The organism is Arthrobacter celericrescens (genome assembly GCF_003614925.1).
Classification (GTDB): Bacteria; Actinomycetota; Actinomycetes; order Actinomycetales; family Micrococcaceae; genus Arthrobacter; species Arthrobacter celericrescens.
The window spans coordinates 20,993-38,412 of the sequence record NZ_QYLP01000011.1; the positions used below are offsets into that span (position 1 = coordinate 20,993).

At 68.7% G+C, this 17,420-nt stretch carries 18 protein-coding genes; 9 read left to right on the forward strand and 9 right to left on the reverse strand.

Annotated features, from left to right (window positions below):
• Positions 1-4 precede the first annotated feature (4 nt).
• The gene (locus D3654_RS00965) at positions 5-1,612 is read right to left on the reverse strand and encodes a carboxyl transferase domain-containing protein (protein ID WP_120519736.1); all 1,608 of its coding nucleotides are present in this window, start codon (positions 1,610-1,612) and stop codon (positions 5-7) included.
• Between the two features lie 222 nt (positions 1,613-1,834).
• On the opposite strand from D3654_RS00965, the gene D3654_RS00970 reads away from it, so the two are divergent.
• Positions 1,835-2,467 carry an SACE_7040 family transcriptional regulator gene (locus D3654_RS00970; protein ID WP_245413025.1) on the forward strand — a complete coding sequence of 211 codons (633 nt, stop codon included), beginning with the start codon at positions 1,835-1,837 and terminating at the stop codon, positions 2,465-2,467.
• A 154-nt stretch (positions 2,468-2,621) separates the two neighbouring features.
• Complete coding sequence (locus D3654_RS00975) at positions 2,622-3,824, forward strand: MFS transporter (protein ID WP_162943583.1); 1,203 nt, start codon at positions 2,622-2,624, stop codon at positions 3,822-3,824.
• A gap of 38 nt (positions 3,825-3,862) precedes the next feature.
• Here D3654_RS00975 and D3654_RS00980 read toward each other — a convergent pair whose 3' ends face one another.
• Genes D3654_RS00980 through pdhA form a run of 3 tightly spaced genes read right to left on the reverse strand, consistent with a single transcriptional unit; the run spans position 3,863 to position 7,433 of the window.
• Positions 3,863-5,260 carry a dihydrolipoamide acetyltransferase family protein gene (locus D3654_RS00980; RefSeq protein ID WP_120519672.1) on the reverse strand — a complete coding sequence of 466 codons (1,398 nt, stop codon included), beginning with the start codon at positions 5,258-5,260 and terminating at the stop codon, positions 3,863-3,865.
• Positions 5,257-6,267 (reverse strand): alpha-ketoacid dehydrogenase subunit beta, encoded by a 1,011-nt coding sequence (locus D3654_RS00985; RefSeq protein ID WP_120519673.1) that lies wholly within the window; start codon positions 6,265-6,267, stop codon positions 5,257-5,259. The genes D3654_RS00980 and D3654_RS00985 overlap by 4 nt, the downstream gene beginning before the upstream one ends.
• Positions 6,267-7,433, reverse strand: a complete 1,167-nt coding sequence (pdhA, locus tag D3654_RS00990; protein WP_120519674.1) for a pyruvate dehydrogenase (acetyl-transferring) E1 component subunit alpha — start codon at positions 7,431-7,433, stop codon at positions 6,267-6,269. The genes D3654_RS00985 and pdhA overlap by 1 nt, the downstream gene beginning before the upstream one ends.
• A 194-nt stretch (positions 7,434-7,627) precedes the next feature.
• On the opposite strand from pdhA, the gene D3654_RS00995 reads away from it, so the two are divergent.
• A complete protein-coding gene (locus D3654_RS00995) occupies positions 7,628-8,095 on the forward strand; it encodes an Lrp/AsnC family transcriptional regulator (RefSeq protein WP_120519675.1) in 468 nt (155 codons plus the stop codon).
• 150 nt (positions 8,096-8,245) lie between these two features.
• Positions 8,246-9,010 (forward strand): hypothetical protein, encoded by a 765-nt coding sequence (locus tag D3654_RS20700; RefSeq protein ID WP_245413023.1) that lies wholly within the window; start codon positions 8,246-8,248, stop codon positions 9,008-9,010.
• 77 nt (positions 9,011-9,087) lie between these two features.
• Here the strand turns inward: D3654_RS20700 and D3654_RS01005 are convergent, their stop codons facing one another.
• Positions 9,088-10,710, reverse strand: coding sequence for a solute symporter family protein (locus D3654_RS01005; RefSeq protein ID WP_120519738.1), 1,623 nt, complete (start codon positions 10,708-10,710; stop codon positions 9,088-9,090).
• Positions 10,711-10,715: 5 nt separating this feature from the next.
• Positions 10,716-11,132 carry a DUF485 domain-containing protein gene (locus D3654_RS01010; RefSeq protein WP_120519676.1) on the reverse strand — a complete coding sequence of 139 codons (417 nt, stop codon included), beginning with the start codon at positions 11,130-11,132 and terminating at the stop codon, positions 10,716-10,718.
• 185 nt (positions 11,133-11,317) lie between these two features.
• On the opposite strand from D3654_RS01010, the gene D3654_RS01015 reads away from it, so the two are divergent.
• The 5 genes from D3654_RS01015 to D3654_RS01035 are packed head-to-tail and all read left to right on the forward strand — an operon-like array spanning position 11,318 to position 15,299.
• The gene (locus D3654_RS01015) at positions 11,318-12,484 is read left to right on the forward strand and encodes a sensor histidine kinase (protein WP_120519677.1); all 1,167 of its coding nucleotides are present in this window, start codon (positions 11,318-11,320) and stop codon (positions 12,482-12,484) included.
• A gap of 29 nt (positions 12,485-12,513) precedes the next feature.
• On the forward strand, positions 12,514-13,233 hold the full coding sequence (locus D3654_RS01020; protein WP_120519678.1) for a LytR/AlgR family response regulator transcription factor: 720 nt from the start codon (positions 12,514-12,516) through the stop codon (positions 13,231-13,233).
• On the forward strand, positions 13,230-13,601 hold the full coding sequence (locus D3654_RS01025; protein WP_120519679.1) for a DUF485 domain-containing protein: 372 nt from the start codon (positions 13,230-13,232) through the stop codon (positions 13,599-13,601). The genes D3654_RS01020 and D3654_RS01025 overlap by 4 nt, the downstream gene beginning before the upstream one ends.
• Complete coding sequence (locus D3654_RS01030) at positions 13,598-15,061, forward strand: sodium/solute symporter (RefSeq protein ID WP_120519680.1); 1,464 nt, start codon at positions 13,598-13,600, stop codon at positions 15,059-15,061. The genes D3654_RS01025 and D3654_RS01030 overlap by 4 nt, the downstream gene beginning before the upstream one ends.
• Before the next feature lie 31 nt (positions 15,062-15,092).
• On the forward strand, positions 15,093-15,299 hold the full coding sequence (locus tag D3654_RS01035; protein ID WP_120519681.1) for a hypothetical protein: 207 nt from the start codon (positions 15,093-15,095) through the stop codon (positions 15,297-15,299).
• Positions 15,300-15,306: 7 nt separating this feature from the next.
• Here D3654_RS01035 and D3654_RS01040 read toward each other — a convergent pair whose 3' ends face one another.
• The 3 genes from D3654_RS01040 to frr are packed head-to-tail and all read right to left on the reverse strand — an operon-like array spanning position 15,307 to position 17,395.
• On the reverse strand, positions 15,307-15,891 hold the full coding sequence (locus D3654_RS01040) for a DivIVA domain-containing protein (RefSeq protein ID WP_120519682.1): 585 nt from the start codon (positions 15,889-15,891) through the stop codon (positions 15,307-15,309).
• Between the two features lie 23 nt (positions 15,892-15,914).
• Positions 15,915-16,838 (reverse strand): phosphatidate cytidylyltransferase, encoded by a 924-nt coding sequence (locus tag D3654_RS01045; RefSeq protein ID WP_120519683.1) that lies wholly within the window; start codon positions 16,836-16,838, stop codon positions 15,915-15,917.
• Positions 16,838-17,395, reverse strand: coding sequence for a ribosome recycling factor (gene frr / locus D3654_RS01050; RefSeq protein WP_120519684.1), 558 nt, complete (start codon positions 17,393-17,395; stop codon positions 16,838-16,840). Before frr ends, D3654_RS01045 begins: the two co-directional genes overlap by 1 nt.
• Positions 17,396-17,420: the final 25 nt, after the last annotated feature.

Consider the following 17,420-nt stretch of genomic DNA (forward strand, 5'->3'; position numbering starts at 1 on the left):
GGGCTCACATCCTGAACAGGCCGAAAGAGGTTTCCGGCAGGGCCTGGCGGGAGACGACGTCGAGCGCGAGGCCCAGGACGCGGCGGGTGTCCGCGGGGTCGATGATGCCGTCGTCCCACAGCCGGGCGGTGGAATAGTAGGGGCTGCCCTGTTCCTCGTACTGCTGCCGGATGGGCGTTTTGAAAGCTTCTTCCTCCTCCGTGGACCAGTCCTGCCCGGCGGCCTCGAACTGTTCCCGCTTGACGGTGGCGAGGACGCTGGAGGCTTGGTTGCCGCCCATCACGGAGATCCGGGCGGCGGGCCACATCCACAGGAAGCGCGGACCGTAGGCGCGGCCGCACATCGAATAGTTGCCGGCCCCGAAGGAACCGCCGATCACCACGGTCAGCTTGGGCACCCTGGCGGTGGCGACGGCGGTGACCATCTTGGCGCCGTTCTTGGCGATTCCGCCCTGCTCGTAGTCCTTGCCCACCATGAACCCGGAAAGGTTCTGCAGGAACACCAGGGGGATGCCGCGCTGGTCGCACAGTTCGATGAAGTGCGCGCCCTTGAGGGCGGATTCACTGAACAGGACGCCGTTGTTGGCGACGATGCCCACGGGGTGGCCGTGCAGCCGGGCGAATCCCGTGACCAGGGTGGCGCCGTACTCCTTCTTGAATTCGTGGAAGCGCGAGCCGTCCACCAGGCGGGCGATGACCTCTCGGACGTCATAGGACTCGTTGACGTCCACCGGCACCACGCCGTAGAGGCCGGCGGGATCGACGGCGGGCTCCACCGGGGTTTCGACGTCCCATACCGGTTCCTGGGGCCGGGGCAGGGTGGCCACGATGTCCCGGACGATCTGCAGGGCGTGCTCGTCGTTTTCGGCGAGGTGGTCGCTGACGCCGGAGATCTTCGCGTGCACGTCCCCGCCGCCCAACTCCTCCGCGGTGACGATCTCCCCGATGGCGGCCTTCACGAGCGGCGGGCCGCCCAGGAAGATGGTGCCCTGGTTCCGCACAATCACTGTTTCGTCGCTCATGGCCGGAACGTAGGCCCCGCCTGCGGTGCAGGAACCCATGACGGCCGCGATCTGCGGGATTTTCGCCGCCGACATCCGGGCCTGGTTGAAGAAGATCCGGCCGAAGTGCTCCTTGTCCGGGAACACCTCGTCCTGGCGCGGCAGGAACGCCCCGCCGGAGTCCACCAGGTAGATGCAGGGAAGCCGGTTTTCGAGCGCGATTTCCTGGGCCCGCAGGTGCTTCTTGACGGTCATCGGGTAGTACGTGCCACCCTTGACGGTTGCGTCGTTGGAGATGACCAGCACCTGGCGGCCGTGCACCAGGCCGATTCCGGCGATCACCCCGGCGCCCGGCGAGTCGTCGTTGTACATCCCGTTGGCCGCAAGGGGCGCGATTTCAAGGAAGGGGCTTCCGTCATCCAGCAGTTGCCCGACGCGGTCCCGGGGCAGCAGCTTGCCGCGGGCCACATGGCGCTCGCGCGATTTCCCGGGCCCGCCGAGCGCCGCCGCGGCGAGCCGTTCCTTCAGTTCCTCCACGAGGGAGTGCTGGGCCCGGGCGTTGGCTTCGAAGCCCGCATTCCTGGCGTCAGCGCGGCTGACGAGTGTCTCCATCGACATGCTTCCCATCCCGGCCGGAACCCCGGCCAACGGCAGCTTCAGTTACGACTTCAGTTAATGACAAATAACTGAAATTTAGCTTAGTCTCTATTAACTGTGATGTCCACCACCGCCCCGGTGGAGCACGCTGCACAAGGAGGATCCGTGGCCGCAACCCACGACGCCCCGCACGAGGATGAAGGCCGGGCGCCGGCGGATGCCGCCGTCGTTCCTCCCGTGGCGGCGGCGCCGCCCACCCTCCGTAGCCAGGCGAAGGAAACCCGGCGCAAGGCACTGCTCTCCGCCGCGGCGGCCCTTTTCGCCGAGAACGGCTTCAGCCGGGTCTCCCTTGAGGACCTCGGCGCGGCGGCGGGCGTCAGCGGGCCTGCCGTCTACCGGCATTTCCCCGGGAAGCAGGCGGTGCTTGCCGAACTGCTGCTGAGCGTGAGCCGCGGACTGCTCGACGGCGGCCGGGCGGTCGCCGCCGAAGCCTCCGATCCCGCGGCAGCCCTGCGCGGCCTGGTGGAGTTCCACGTCGACTTCGCTTTGAGCAACCCGGACGTCATCCGCGTGCAGGACCGGGACCTGGACAGCCTGTCCGACGCCGACCGGACCGAAGTGCGCGCCTTGCAGCGCAGCTACGTGGAACTGTGGGTGGGCGTGCTGGGCGAGGTGCACCGTGACACAGCCGGGAGGGACGCCGGGAGCAGTGACACCGACGCCGCCGAACTGCGCGTCCGTGCGCACGCCGTCTTCGGCCTGATCAACTCCACCCCCCACTCGGTGCGCAGCCACGGCCGCCGGATCGCGGCGAAGACCGCACGGCCCCTCCTGGAACAGATGGCGTTGGCGGCGCTGACGGTCCGCTGACCGTCCGCTGACCGCAACGATTGCTGCGTAATCGTCGTTTTGGGGCCTCATAACGACGATTACCCAGCAGTCGATGCCCGTTGAAGGGGGCACAAGCAGTACCTTCCTCACGGGCAGGCGACAGGGAAAGCTGGGAGGAACCCGAAAGGACCCCATGACCGCGCAGACAACCCTTCCCGCAGGAAAACCGACGAAGACCGGCTTCGTCGCCGCCACGGCCTCCTTCGTCACGGTCTTCGCGGCGGGGTCCACAGCCATACCGCTTTTTGGCAGCTACCGCGCCCAGGACGGGATCACGGACACCCAACTGTCCCTTGTGGCAGCCGGATACTTCGTCTGCGCCGTGTCCGCGCTGTTGTTCCTGGGCCGCCTGTCCAACCACCTCGGCCGCAAGCCGGTATCCATCGCCGCCCTGCTGCTCGCAGCCGCCGGCTGCCTGGTGCTTACCACGGTGGACGGTTTCTGGCCGCTGTTCGCCGGGCGGGTCCTGCAGGGCCTGGCCGCGGGCCTCGCCTCAAGCGCCCTCGCAGCCCTCGCCGTCGACACCGCACCCGCCCGGCCCAAATGGCTCGTGGCAGCAGTGACCACCACGGCCGCCACGGTCGGCCTGTCCTTCGGGGTCTTCGCTGCCGGCGCGCTCGTGCAGTTCGCCCCGGCACCGCGGCAGGCCAGCTACATCGCCTTCGCCGCTGCCCTTTGCCTCTGCGCGCTGGGAGTCGGGCTGGCACCCGAGACCGTCACCCGCCGTCGCGGGGCCCTCGCGTCCCTTCGGCCCGAGGTGCGCGTCCCCGCCGCGGCACGGCCGTTCCTGCCGATGGCCGCGTGCGTTTTTGTCTCGACCTGGGCGGTGGGTGGGTTCTTCAACGCCTTCGGCCCCTCCGTGGCGGTCGACTACCTGGGCTCCCGGGCACCCCTCGTGGCCGCCGCGGTGTTCGCCTCCTACATGGCGCCGGGCGTGCTGGCCGGACCGCTCTCCGGACGGACGACGTCAGCCTCCGCCCAGCGGCTGGGCATGGCGCTTTTCGCCGCGGCGGCGCTGGGCTTGGCGGCCTCGACGGCGCTGGGTTCCGCGGCGTTGTTCATCGGATGCGGCGTGCTCGGCGGGCTCGGGGCGGGGCTGGCGATGAACGGCAGCATGGCGTTGCTGCTCGGCCCCACGAGCCTGCATGAGCGGGCAGGCCTGCTGTCCCTGGTCTACGCCGTCTCCTACACGGGATCAGCCGTGCCCGCCCTCGTGGCAGGCCAGCTCGTCCGGGGGCTCTCCCTGTTCGCCGTCACGTGCGGCTATGCCCTGTTGGCCCTGCTCGCCTGCGTTGCGGTGCTCCTGGGAAGACGTACACCACAAGACAAACACTGACGGCCCGCCGTCTCCGGCGGGCCGTCAGTGAGTTACGCCTAGACCATCGTCAGGACCATTCCCGGGTCCGAGAGGATCGCGCCCACATCGGCCAGGAAGCGCGAGCCTTGTTCGCCGTCCACCAGGCGGTGGTCGAAGGACAGGCTGAGCGACATGACCTGGCGGACGGCGAGCTCATCGTTGTGCACCCACGGGGCCTTCCGCACCGCCCCCAGCGCCACGATGGCGGCCTCCCCCGGGTTGAGGATCGGTGTGCCGGCGTCGATGCCGAACACCCCGATGTTGGTGATCGAGATGGTGCCGCCGGCGAGCTCCGCGGGGGTGGTCTTCCCGGCACGTGCGGTCTCCGTGAGCTCCGACAGGGCCGCCGACAGCTCCAGCAGGCCCATCGCGTCGGCGTCCTTGATGTTCGGCACGGTCAGCCCGCGCGGCGTCGCGGCGGCGATGCCCAGGTTGACGTAGTTGAACTGGACGATCTCCTGCGCCGCGTCGTCCCAGCGCGAGTTGAGCGTGGGGTTCCGCTTCAAGGCGATCAGCACCGCCTTCGCCGCGAGCGTGAGCGGGGTCAGCTTGTAGCCCTGGAACGTCCGGCTGGCCTTGAGCCGCTCCAGCAGTTCCATGGCGGCAGTGACGTCCACGGTAAGGAACTCGGTGACGTGGGGCGCGGTGAAGGCGCTTTGCACCATGGCCGCCGCGGTGTACTTGCGGACACCCTTGATCGGGGTGCGGGTTTCGCGGCCGGCAGTGGCGGGAACGCCCGCTGAGGCGGGGGCCGCAGCGCCCTCGGCGAAGTGCTGAACGTCTTCGCGCGTGATGAGGCCGCCGGCGCCGCTTCCGCTGAGCTGCGTCAGGTCGACGCCGAGGTCCCGTGCCAGTTTCCGTACCGGCGGAGTGGAGCGCGGCCGTTCGGACGGGCGTTCGGACTCGACGACGGCGGCAGGCGCATTCGCCGCGGCAGGAACCGCCGCACGGACTGGCACAGTGGCTGCTGCTGGCGCAGCGGCAGCAGCCGGGAGGTTGCGCTGGCGGCGCGTCGGGTGCCCGCCCTGCTCGACGGCGGCGCCGTACCCGACGAGGGTGGCCTCGCGCTTCGGCGCGGGCGGCGCAGCTGGTGCGGCCGACGCATCATCGGCGTTCCCGGCAGCAGCGGCAGGCGCGGCCGCTCCGGAGGGCGCGGCACCGGCGTCGTCCACTTCGAAGGAAACGATCGGCTTGCCGACCTCGACCACACTGCCCGGCTGTTCATGCAGGGCGGCCACCGTCCCGGCGAACGGCGAGGGCAATTCCACCACGGCCTTGGCGGTCTCCACCTCGGCGATCACCTGGTTCAGTTCCACGGTGTCCCCCACAGCGACCTTCCAGCTGAGGATTTCGGACTCCGTGAGGCCTTCGCCGAGATCCGGCAGTCGGAATTCCTTGATCATGGCAGCGCTCATCCTTCCAGTCCGCTCAGGGAGTTCGGCCGGCCGAGGGCACGGTCCACGCCGTCCAGGATCCGGTCCAGGTCCGGCAGGTGGTGCATTTCGAGCTTGGAATACGGGTAGGGCACGTCGAAGCCCGTGATCCGGACCGGCGCGGCTTCGAGGTAGTTGAAGCAGCGTCCGGTGATGCTGGCCGCGATTTCCGCGCCGAGTCCGCCGGACTGCGCGGCCTCGTGGGTGATGACCAGCCGGCCGGTCTTCCGGACGGACGCCTCAACGGTGCGGTAGTCGACGGGCGCCAGCGAGCGGAGGTCGATGACCTCGATGGACACGCCTTCATCGGCGGCGGCCAGGGCGGCGTCGAGCGCTGTCTTCACGAGGGGGCCGTAGGCCACCAGGGTGACGTCGCTGCCGCCGGCGGCCACGCGTGCACTGCCCATCGGCAGGGCATTGCCCAGCGCCGCGGCTTCGTCCACCTCGCCCTTGTCGTGGTAGCGGCGCTTGGGCTCGAAGTAGAGCACGGGGTCGTCCGAGGCGATGGCCTGCTGGATCATCGTGTAGGCGTCCTGCGGGTTGGACACGCTGACAACGCGCAGCCCCGAGGTGTGGGTGAAGTAGGCCTCCGGGGATTCGGAGTGGTGTTCGGGCGAACCGATGCCGCCGCCGAACGGGACCCGGATGGTGATCGGCATTTTCACGTTGCCCTGGGTGCGGTAGTGCATCTTGGCCACCTGGCTGACGATCTGGTCGAAGGCCGGGTAGATGAAGCCGTCGAATTGGATTTCGCAGACGGGCCGGTAGCCGCGGTAGGCCAGGCCGACGGCGGTGCCGATGATGCCGGATTCGGCCAGCGGGGTGTCCACCACGCGGTGCGTGCCGAAGTCCTTCTGCAACCCGTCGGTGACGCGGAAGACACCGCCCAGCTTGCCGATGTCCTCGCCCATCAGGACCACCTTGGGGTCGTTGTCGAGGGCCTTGCGCAGCCCGGCGTTGATGGCGCGGGCAAATGTCAGCTGGCTCATCAGAGGGCACCTTCCTGGACGGATCCGCTGAAGCTTTCGAGGTAACGGCTGTAGTGGTCCTTCTGGCGCTCGATCCAGGAATTCTCCTCACTGTAGACGTGCTTGAAGACGTCCAGCGGCGCGGGCTCGGGCATGTTGATGGTGCCGCTCCGGAGTTCCGCTGCGACGGCGTCAGCCTTGGCCTTGACGCGGTCCTCCAGTTCTTCGCCCAGCAGCCCCTTGCGGTCCAGCAGCGCCTTGAGCCGGGCGATGGGGTCCTTCGCGGCCCAGTCCTCGAGTTCGTTGGGGTCGCGGTAGCGCGTGGGGTCGTCCGCCGTCGTGTGCGGTCCCATGCGGTAGGTGAGCGCCTCGATGAAGGTGGGCCCGCCGCCCTTCCTGGCACGGTCGAGGGCGATCCGGGTGGCGGACAGCACTGCGAGCACGTCGTTGCCGTCCACGCGCATCGAGGGAATGCCGAAGCCCGAGGCGCGGTCGGCCAGCTGCACATGCGACTGCAGGAGCACAGGTTCGGAGATGGCCCAGTGGTTGTTCTGGCAGATGAACACCACGGGTGCCTGGAAGCTGGCGGCGAAGACCATGGCTTCGTTGACGTCGCCTTCGCTGGTGGCGCCGTCGCCGAAGTAGGCCACCGCCACGGAATCGGCGCCGTCGTCCTGGATGCCCATGGCGTAGCCGGTGGCGTGCAGGGACTGCGAGCCGATCATGATCTGCTGCGTGGCGATGTTGTAGCGGTACGGATCCCAGCCGAAGAGGGCGTTGCCGCGCCAGGCCCGCACGAGGTCCGGGACGGCCACGCCGCGGCAGTAGGCCACGCCGTTGTCGCGGTAGGTGGGGAAGACGAAGTCGTCGCTGCGCAGGGCACGGCCCGAGCCGATCTGGGTCGCCTCCTGGCCCAGCATCGGGGGCCAGAGGGCCAGCTCGCCCTGGCGCTGGAGCGCCGTGGCCTCCGCGTCGATCCGGCGGATGACCACCATGTCTTCGTAAAGCGAGCCCAGCTGCTCGTCGCTGACGTCGCTGATCCAAAGGTCGAATTCCGGATGGCTGATGCGCTCCCCGGAGGGGGTCAGCAACTGGACCAGGTCTCCCCCGGTCCGGCGTGGATTCTTCACACTGTTCGCGGGTTCCGGTGCCTGGTTGGCTCCCCGGCCGGCGTCGTCGGTCAACACGGCTGCTCGCACCTTTCGGCTCGTTCCATGCCGTTGCCGCAAGGACTTTTGGCCCCGCAAGCAGCAGCTGTCCGGGCCTCATCGCCCGGATAACTGTGACCCTACTCACAATGCTCATTGGGTACAACCACCGCCACGGATTCTGAGCATTATGCCCTGTCGTGGACCCTGTCACCGTGCTAATGTTGCGCACTATGCAAGCTTTGGATGGCACGGACACCCGCCTGCTTTCGGCCATGGCGAAGGACCCGCGGGGCACCGTGGTGGCCTTGGCGCAAAAGCTCGGCCTGTCCAGGAACACGGTCCAGGCACGGATGGCGCAGCTTGAAAAGAAGCACGCCTTCCTGTCCTTCGAACGGCGGATCAACCCGGCGGCCCTGGGCTACCCGCTGCTGGCCTTCATTTCCGTGCACGTGCAGCAGCAGAAACTCGGCCAGCTGGCCGTGGAGTTGGCCGGGATCCCGGAGATCCTCGAGGGCTACGGCCTCACCGGTTCCGCGGACCTGCTCCTGCGGGTGGTGGCCCTGGACGCCGAGGACCTCTTCCGCATCAACGGCAAGATCCTGGGCTGCGACGGCGTGGAGCGGACGGACACCGCCCTGGCGATGCAGGAGATGATCCCCTACCGGATGCAGCCGCTGCTGAAGAAGAGCGGCGGCTGACCGGGGCGCTTGGCAGCAGCCCGGGTCCCTTTACTTGCTCCGCCGCCGGGACATGCGATTTGATTCAAGCGGACGTCTTGGGGCCGGCCCGCGGTGCCAAGCATGCGTTCCAGGCGTTGGCGGCGCAGGCGGCCGGAAAGGCGACCCATCGTGACCACTCCCCAGGATCCGCACGGCCAGGATCCGCACACGCCCGACTGGACCTCCCGGCCCGTTCCCCCGCCGCCGCCCGCTCCCCCGCACATCGGGCGGGAGGGCCAAGACGGTCAGGAGGGCCAGGTGCCGCCGGCGCCCGGCCCGGAATTTGGTGCACCGCAGTACGGCCCGCCTCAGTACGGAACCCCGCCGCAGCACGGGCAGGCGGGACAGCCGCCCTACGGGCAGCCGCAGTACGGGCAAGCACCTTACGGCCAGCCACCGTACGCCCAGCCATCTTACGACGGCGGCCAGTACGGGCAGCCGTTCGGCCAGCCCGACGCCCCCGCGCCGAAGAGCCGCAAGGTGCTGTGGATCGTGCTCGGAGCTGTCGGTGCCGTGGTGATCGTGGCGGTGGTCGGCGTCGTGCTGTTGGTCAACCTGGTGGGCAATGCCACCGGCAAGGTCAAGAGCCAGGCCGAGGAATTCACCAACCTGCTGCTCGAGCGCCGGAACGACGAGGCCTACGACCGCTTCCTGACCGACGCGCTGAAGGAGGACCTGCCCAGGGCCAACTTCATCCGCGGCATCAACGGGCTTGAGCTCAGCGATTCGTGCAAGGCCAGCTACAACTCGATCAACGCGGAGTCCAGGAACGGCGTCAACCACGCCGAGATCACCGGAACACTGGATTGCGACGGACGCACGATTGACCTCAAGTACGGATTCGTGGGCAACGAGGGGAAGATGGACGCCATCCGGATCAGGCCCCGGAACTGAAGCCCGGAGCCCAAACGGCGAAGCCTTCCTGCAACTGGCTGCAGGAAGGCTTCGCTGTTACGGAAGGTATCGGGTTCCTAGTGCTCCACGGCCTTCTCGGCCCCGACGCCGGTGAGCGAACGGACTTCCATCTCCGCCTGCTTGGCCGGGTCCTCGCCGCGCTTGTCGAGCACGGTGCCCAGCCAGCCCAGGAAGAAGGCGAGCGGGATGGACACGATGCCCGGGTTGCTCAGCGGGAAGATGGCGAAGTTCGCGCCCTGGATCATGGAGGTCTTGGCCCCGGACACCACGGGCGAGAGGGCGATCAGGATGATCGCCGAGGCGAGCCCGCCGTACATGCTCCAGACCGCGCCCTGGGTGGTGAACTTCCGCCAGAACAGCGAGTAGACGATCGTGGGCAGGTTGGCCGAGGCCGCCACAGCGAACGCGAGCGCCACCAGGAAGGCCACGTTCTGGCCGTTGGCGAAAATGCCGCCCAAGATGGCGAGGACGCCAATGACCACCACGGTCCGCCGCGCCACCTTCACCTCGGTGCCGGCGTCGGCCTTGCCCTTGGCGATCACGTTCGCGTAGATGTCGTGGGCGAAGGAGGCCGCCGCGGTGATCGTCAGCCCGGCCACCACCGCGAGGATCGTGGCGAAGGCGACGGCCGATATGAAGCCCAGCAGCAGCGGCCCGCCGAGGTGGAAGGCCAGGAGCGGCGCGGCCGAGTTGACGCCGCCGGGAGCCGCCTTGATGGTGTCTGCGCCGACGAGCGCGGCGGCGCCGTAGCCGAGCACCAGGGTGAACAGGTAGAACAGGCCGATCAGCCAGATGGACCACACCACGGACTTGCGGGCTTCCTTGGCGGTGGGCACCGTGTAGAAGCGCATCAGCACGTGCGGCAGGGCTGCGGTGCCCAGGACCAGGGCCAGGCCGAGGGACATGAAGTCCAGCTTGGACGTTTCGCTCTTGCCGTACTGCAGGCCTGGGTTCAGGATGTTCGGGTTGTTCGCGGCCTCGGCGGCCGAGCCGAGCAGGTTCGAGAGGTTGAAGCCGTAGATGGACAGCACCCAGAGGGTCATGACGGCGGCGCCGCAGATCAGGAGCACGGCCTTGATGATCTGCACCCAGGTGGTGCCCTTCATGCCGCCGATCAGCACGTACATGATCATGAGGGCGCCGACGACGATGATCACCAGTGCCTGTCCGCCCCAGTCGCTGATGCCCAGCAGGAGGGAGATCAGGCTGCCAGCGCCGGCCATCTGGGCGAGCAGGTAGAAGAAGCAGACAGCGAGGGTGGACAGGGCCGCGGCGATCCGGACGGGGCGCTGCCGCAGCCGGAACGAAAGCACGTCGGCCATGGTGAACTTGCCGGTGTTGCGCAGCAGTTCGGCCACCAGGAGCAGCGCCACGAGCCAGGCCACCAGGAAGCCGATGGAGTACAGGAAGCCGTCGTAGCCGTTGATGGCGATCGCGCCGGTGATGCCGAGGAACGACGCCGCCGACAGGTAGTCGCCGGCGATCGCCGTTCCGTTCTGCGAACCGGTGAAGGAGCGGCCGGCCGCGTAGTAGTCCGCTGCCGTCTTGTTGTTCCGGCTGGCCCGGAACACGATCACCATGGTGACCAGGACAAACAGGGCGAAGATTCCCATGTTCAGCAGGGTGGTGTCCTTGAGCGCGGCCACATTGACCATCGGAGCCGCACTGCTCACAGCCATGCCGCTCATCGCTGCGCCCCCTTGGCTGCCTGGCCGGTGCCGGCTGCCTGGCCGGCGCCGACTACGCGGCCGCGGCTGTCGAATTCGTGCCCTTCGATTTCGCCGCGGATCCCGGCGGCGATGGGGTCCAGTTTGCGGTTGGAGTAGCTCACGTACCAGGCGGTGATGCCGAAGGTGGTGGCGAACTGGAGCAGCCCGAGCACCAGGCCCACGTTGATGTTGCCCCATAGCTTGATGGACATGAATCCCACGGCATAGTCGGCCAGCAGCACGTAGCCGAAGTACCAGAGCAGGAAGGCCACGGCCATCGGGAAGACGAAGCTGCGGTGCCGCCTGCGCAGTTCGCGGAATTGTTCTGTTTGCTGCACTTGCTGGAAATCCACGGACTGCGTTGCGTCCGCCGGCTGGGCCTCATTACCCATGGTTTCCTCCTGGTTGAAGTGTCCACAGCGGCATCCGCCCTTGGTGCCGTGTGATTGGAATCACTATTCAACGCAGGCTTCCGGGTGGGAAAGGCATACGCGCCCCGGCGTCGCCCAGCGGGCCTGTCGGTGCGGTGAACGGCAGCCCGCGGAGCCGGTGAGCGGCGGTTCGCTACTCTTGCTCCATGCCCGATTCCCCGCTCCTCACCGCCGCAGCGATCGCCGTCATCGTCCTGGCGGTGGCGGCCGCCGTCGGCGTCGGACTGATGGTGGTCCGCTCCTTCCGGGACCTCGGCACGGACGCCGAGCGGGCCACCTACCAGACCCTGCACGCGGCGTCCCGCGCGGGCGCGCAGCTGCGCGCGGGGCTGCAGCCGGCAGGCGCGGCCAAGGCCAGCAAGCAGCTGCGCCTGCTGCTGGGCTGCGACGCCCTGGCGATCACGGACCTGGACACCGTGCTGGCCTGGGACGGCATCGCCGAAGAGCTGAAACCGCAGTTGATGGCGCTCGCGGCCCCGGTGCTCGCGGACGGGCGCACGGCCCTGCTCGCGGCGTCACCCTCGCTGAAGGCCGTCATCGCGCCGATCCGGACGGACAACCGGGTGGCCGGCTGCGTCGCCGCCTTCGCGCCGCACGCGGGCGCCGGGCTGGTCCGGGCCACCGGCGAACTGGCGGGCTGGGTCGCCACCCAGGTGGAACTGGCCGAGCTGGACGCTTCCCGCACCCTCCTGATGGAGGCTGAAGTCCGGGCACTGCGGGCACAGATCAGCCCGCACTTCATCTACAACTCGCTCAACGCCATCGCCTCGTTCATCAACACGGACCCGGCCCGGGCGCGCGAACTGGTGGTGGAGTTCGCCGATTTCACGCGCTACTCCTTCCGGCGGCACGGGGACTTCACCACCTTGGCCGAGGAACTGCGCAGCATCGACCGCTACCTGCTCCTCGAACGGGCCCGCTTCGGCGAACGCGTCCAGGTCAGCCTGCAGATCGCCCCCGAGGTCCTGAGCACGGTGATTCCCTTCCTGAGCCTGCAGCCGCTAGTGGAGAACGCGGTCCGTCACGGCCTGGAGGCCAAGGAGGGCCCGGGGCAAATCACCATCCGTGCCTACGATTCCGGTGCGGACGCCGAAGTCACGGTGGAGGACGACGGCGTGGGCATGGACCCGGAGCACCTCCGTTCCGTGCTGGCCGGCCACGCCGACGGCGAACACGTCGGCCTGCGCAACGTCGATGCCCGGCTGCGGCAGGTGTACGGGGACGACCACGGCCTGGTCATCGAAACCGCTCCCGGCGAAGGCACCCTGATCACCCTCCGGGTGCCCAAGTCCCAGCCCGGGCACGATGCCTGAGGGCTGGCGGCAAAGGTTAAGCTGCTGTCATGATCAACGTCCTCGTCGCCGACGACGAGCTGCCCGCCGTCGAAGAACTCGCCTTCCTGCTGGGCCGGGATGAGCGCGTGGGCACCATCCACCGCGCATCGTCCGGTTCCGAAGCCCTGCGGGTCCTGGAGAACGAGTCCGTCGACGTCGCCTTCCTGGACATCCACATGCCGGCGCTCTCGGGGCTGGACATCGCCCGTGCGATCTCGCGGATTCCCGTGCCGCCCGCCGTCGTCTTCGTCACCGCGGACGAAGACTGCGCGCTGGAGGCTTTCGAACTGGCCGCCGTCGACTACCTGCTCAAGCCGGTGCGCGCCGAAAGGCTCGCCCGCTCCCTTGGCCGGGTCAGCGAGCTCATCCGGGACGGCAGCCCGGCCCCGGAGATGATCACCGTGGACCAGGGCGGCACCACCCGGATGATCCGCCGGGACGACGTCAGCTACGTCCAGGCCCAGGGCGACTACGCCCGCCTCCACACGGCCGAGGCCAGCTACCTGATCCGGGTTCCGCTGAGCGACCTCGAACAGCAGTGGGCCGGGGCCGGATTCATCCGGATCCACCGTTCGTACCTGATCTCCCTCAACCACGTGGAGCACCTGAAACTCGGCGCGGTGCACCCGTCCGTGACGGTGGCCCGCGCCGAACTGCCGATCAGCCGCAGGCACCTGCCCTCCGTGCGGGACAAGCTGGGGACCACCCGGATACGGCCGCAGGGATGACCAGGGTCCGGGTCACCGCGCCGCAATCCGCCGGACGGCGTCCTGCCGGCCTGCTACCCAGCGGTTCCGTCAGCCGCGACGCCGCGGTGGATTCCGACGTCGGACGCCTGTACGTCCGTTCGCTGATCCGCTCCCAACTGCGCCTGGCGATCGCCGTCGCGGCAGGCTTCTTGCTGGTGCTCGCCGCCTGCGGGCTGATGGTCGCCTTGGTCCCGGAAATCGCCGTCCTGCGCCTCCTCGGCGTTCCCTTGAACTGGCTGCTGCTGGGCGCCGGACTGTATCCGGTGATCGGCCTGGCGGCCTGGCTCTACAACCGCTCCGCGGCCCGGAACGAGGCCCGCTACCGCGAGCTGGTGGACGAACGGTGAATCCCCCGGTCGGCCTGGCGGCGTTCCTGCTGGTGGTGGTCGCGACGGCGGCCGTCGGCTTCTACGGCCTGCGGATTTCGCGGACCACCAGCGATTTCTACGTCGCTTCCCGGACCGTCCCGCCGTGGTGGAACGCCTCGGCAATCGGCGGCGAGTACCTCTCCGCGGCCAGCTTCCTTGGCGTTGCCGGGCTGATCCTGCTCTCCGGGACGGACGCATTGTGGTTCCCGGTGGGCTACACCGCCGGCTACCTGATGCTGCTGCTGTTCGTGGCCGCACCCCTGCGCCGCTCCGGGGCGTACACGATCCCGGACTTCACCGAGGCCCGGCTGGAATCCACGGCGGTGCGGCGGGTGACCAGCCTGGTGGTGATCGCCGTCGGCTGGCTCTACATCGTGCCGCAGCTGCACGGCGCCGGGCTCACCATCCGGATCAGCACCGGGCTGCCGTCCTGGGTGGGCGCGGTGGCCGTGGTCCTGGTGGTGTTCCTCAGCGTCGCGGCCGGCGGGATGCGCTCCATCACGTTCGTCCAGGCCTTCCAGTACTGGCTCAAGCTCACGGCCCTCGCCGTTCCGGTGGTCTTCGTGCTGCTGCACCAGGGCGGGGGCGCGGCCGTGCCGGTCCCGGAGGCCATCAACCCCACGGGGCTGCCCGCCGCCGGGCCATACCAGACGGTGTCCCTGCTGCTCGCCCTGCTGTTCGGCACGCTCGGACTGCCCCACGTCCTGGTGCGTTTCTACACGAATCCGGACGGCCGCTCGGCCCGCCGGACCACCCTGATCGTGCTGGGGCTGCTGTCCGTGTTCTACCTCTTCCCCACCGCAGCCGGCCTGCTCGGCCGCATGTACGCGCCCGGCCTGGCCCGCGACGGCCGCTCCGACGCGCTCGTGCTGCTACTGCCGGGCGAGCTGGTGGGCGGGACCGCCGGCGACGTCCTCTCGGCCCTGGTGGTCGCGGGCGCCTTCGCCGCGTTCCTTTCCACCACCTCCGGGCTGGTGGTGTCGCTGGCCGGGGTCATCAGCCAGGACCTGCTGGGCGGCAGCGTCCGCGGCTTCCGGATCGGGGCGCTGCTGGCCGCCGTCGTCCCTATGGCGTTCGCCCTGGTGACGGACTCACTGGGACTGGCTGGAAGCGTCGGCCTGGTGTTCGCGTTCACGGCGTCCACGATCTGCCCGGTGCTGCTCCTGGGCATCTGGTGGCGCGGGCTGAGCGACGCCGGGGCCATCGCCGGGATGCTGACCGGTGCCGTGCTGTGCGGGGGCGCAATGGTGGCCGGCACACTGCTCGGCGGAGCGACCGCCCCGGGCTGGCTGGCGCAGCCGGCGGCCTGGACGGTTCCCGCCGCCTTCGCCGTCATGGTCCTGGTTTCGCTGGCCACCAAGGAGCGCATTCCCGGATCGGTGGCGCGGGTGATGACCCGCCTGCATGTGCCGGAACGGCCGCTCTCTAGCGAGCGCTGAAGGTATCGCGCAGGGCCGCCGGAAGGTGTTCATGGGCACCGTCAATGCGGCCCTCATCGGACTGCTGGTGGGTTCTGCGTTGCTGGTGGCAGGGCTTGCCGCCCCGTTTGCCGTCGCCGTTGCGGTCCTGGCAGGCTTGGCGTTCTTCCTGGCGTCGCTGCTGCGGGGCAAGCGGCGCTACGACAGCGTCTGGAGGAACAACAGACCCATCCATCCGACTCCGGGAGCAGCCGGATAGGCGGTGCCTAGTCGATCGCGGCCATCAGTTCGACCACGCGGTCCAGGAAGGCATCGACCTGTGCCTCGTCGTAGCCGGCGGGCCCCTTGGCCGCACGGAAGGCAGCCCGGCGGACGCTGTCCACGCTGAGCGGCTGGTCCTGTTCCAGATAGCCGATCAGCTGATCGCAGAGGGCGTCGACGTCGGCGATATCGTAACTGCGGACGCGCTTCTTCTCGGGGCGCCGGAAGCGCTGGCCGGCCGGGCGGTGCAGCCGGGCCCGCAGCACGCCGGAGAGTTTGCCGATCTGGCGCAGCCAGCCGTCCTCGCCCTCGGCCTCGATGAGTTCGTCGCGTTCACGGCGGGCGAAGGCGTCCTCGAGCCGGTCGAGGGCGGCGTCCACCGCCGCGGCGTCGTAGCCGCCCTTCACCGGGTCGAACGACGCGGAGCGCACATCGCTGCTGCCCGTCTTCACCTCGGCATGGGCCGGGCTCTCGAAGGAGACCCGCGCCCGCTGGAAGAACTGGTCCACCTGCTTGGCGTTGTAGCCATACTTGTTGCGTTCCACGCGCTCAAACGCCGCAGGAATCTGCCGACGAACGTCCACTGCCACTGTCTTCCCTCCGGATTGTGTTGTCAGGCGCCGCTCAGCAACGCGAAAAGAATGAAGGCCACCGGCGCGGCAAAGACGATCGAATCGAGCCGGTCCATCACTCCGCCGTGCCCGGGCAGGATGCTGCTCATGTCCTTGACGCCGAGTTCACGCTTGACCATCGATTCGGCCAGGTCCCCGGCGGTGGCGGCGGCGACCATGCCGACGGCGAGCACCACGCCCACCCACCAGGGCCGGTCCAGCAGGAAGATGCTGGCCAGGACGCCGATCAGCATGGCCCCGGCCACCGATCCTGCGAAGCCTTCCCAGCTCTTCTTCGGGCTGATCTTCGGCGCCATCGGATGCCTGCCGAACAGGGCACCCACCAGGTAGCCGAAGGTGTCGTTGGAAACCACCAGGAGCAGCATGACGGCGATCTGCCACGCGCCGGGCGGAACCTGCCCGCCGGGCCAGAAGCCCGCCGTCGTCGCCCCTCCGGTGGAGTGCAGCGGGAGGATCGCGAAGCTGATCAGGAACGGCACCCACGAGAGGGTGAAGACACCGGCGAAGATGCTGCGGGGCGCCCCGGCGGCGCTCTCCAGGGAGCGCCACAGCAGCACCGCCCCGCAGCTGAGCAGGAAGGCGAACAGCAGGCTTTCCAGGCCGCCGAAGTAGGCGGCCAGGGGCATGGCCACCGTGCCTGTCATGACCGGGATGATCGGCAGCAGGGTGCCGCCGTTGGCGTCCATCGCGCGGAAGATTTCCCAGACGCCCAGCACCGCGAACGCGGTGGTGACCAGCACGAAGCCCAGCGGCAGGACAAGGAGCCCGCCCAGGACCACCACCAACAGGAAAAGCCCGACGCCGATGGCCGCCGGAAGGTTCCGGCCGGCCTTCGGCGTCGGGTTGCCGCTTTTCCGCCTGGCGCGGGTGGTTCCGTGCACGGGCGCGGGCTCAGCCTGGCTCATCAGACCTCGAGGAGCTCGGCTTCCTTGCGCTTGAGCAACTCGTCGATGCTCTCCACATGGGCCTTGGTCAGGGCGTCGAGTTCCTTTTCGCCGCGGGCACCTTCGTCTTCGCCGGCTTCGCCGTCCTTGACGAGCTTGTCCAGGGAGTCCTTGGCCTTGCGGCGGATGCTGCGGATGGAAACCTTGGCGTCCTCACCCTTGCCCTTGACGATCTTGACGTATTCCTTGCGGCGTTCCTGGGTCAGCTCGGGGATGACCACGCGGATCACGTTGCCGTCGTTGGACGGGTTGGCGCCCACCTCCGAATCGCTGAGGGCCCTCTCGATGTCGCGCAGGGCGGTCTTGTCGTACGGGGTGATCAGGATGGTACGGGCGTCCGGCACGGCAAAGGACGCCAGCTGCTGCAGCGGGGTCGGCGTGCCGTAGTACTCCACGATCACCTTGCTGTAGAGGGCCGGGTTGGCGCGACCGGTACGGACCGACGCGAAGTCCTCCTTGGCTACCTCGACCGCCTTGTCCATCTTCTCGCCGGCTTCGAGCAAGGTTTCTTCGATCACGGTTTCTCCTCAGAAATAGTCCGCC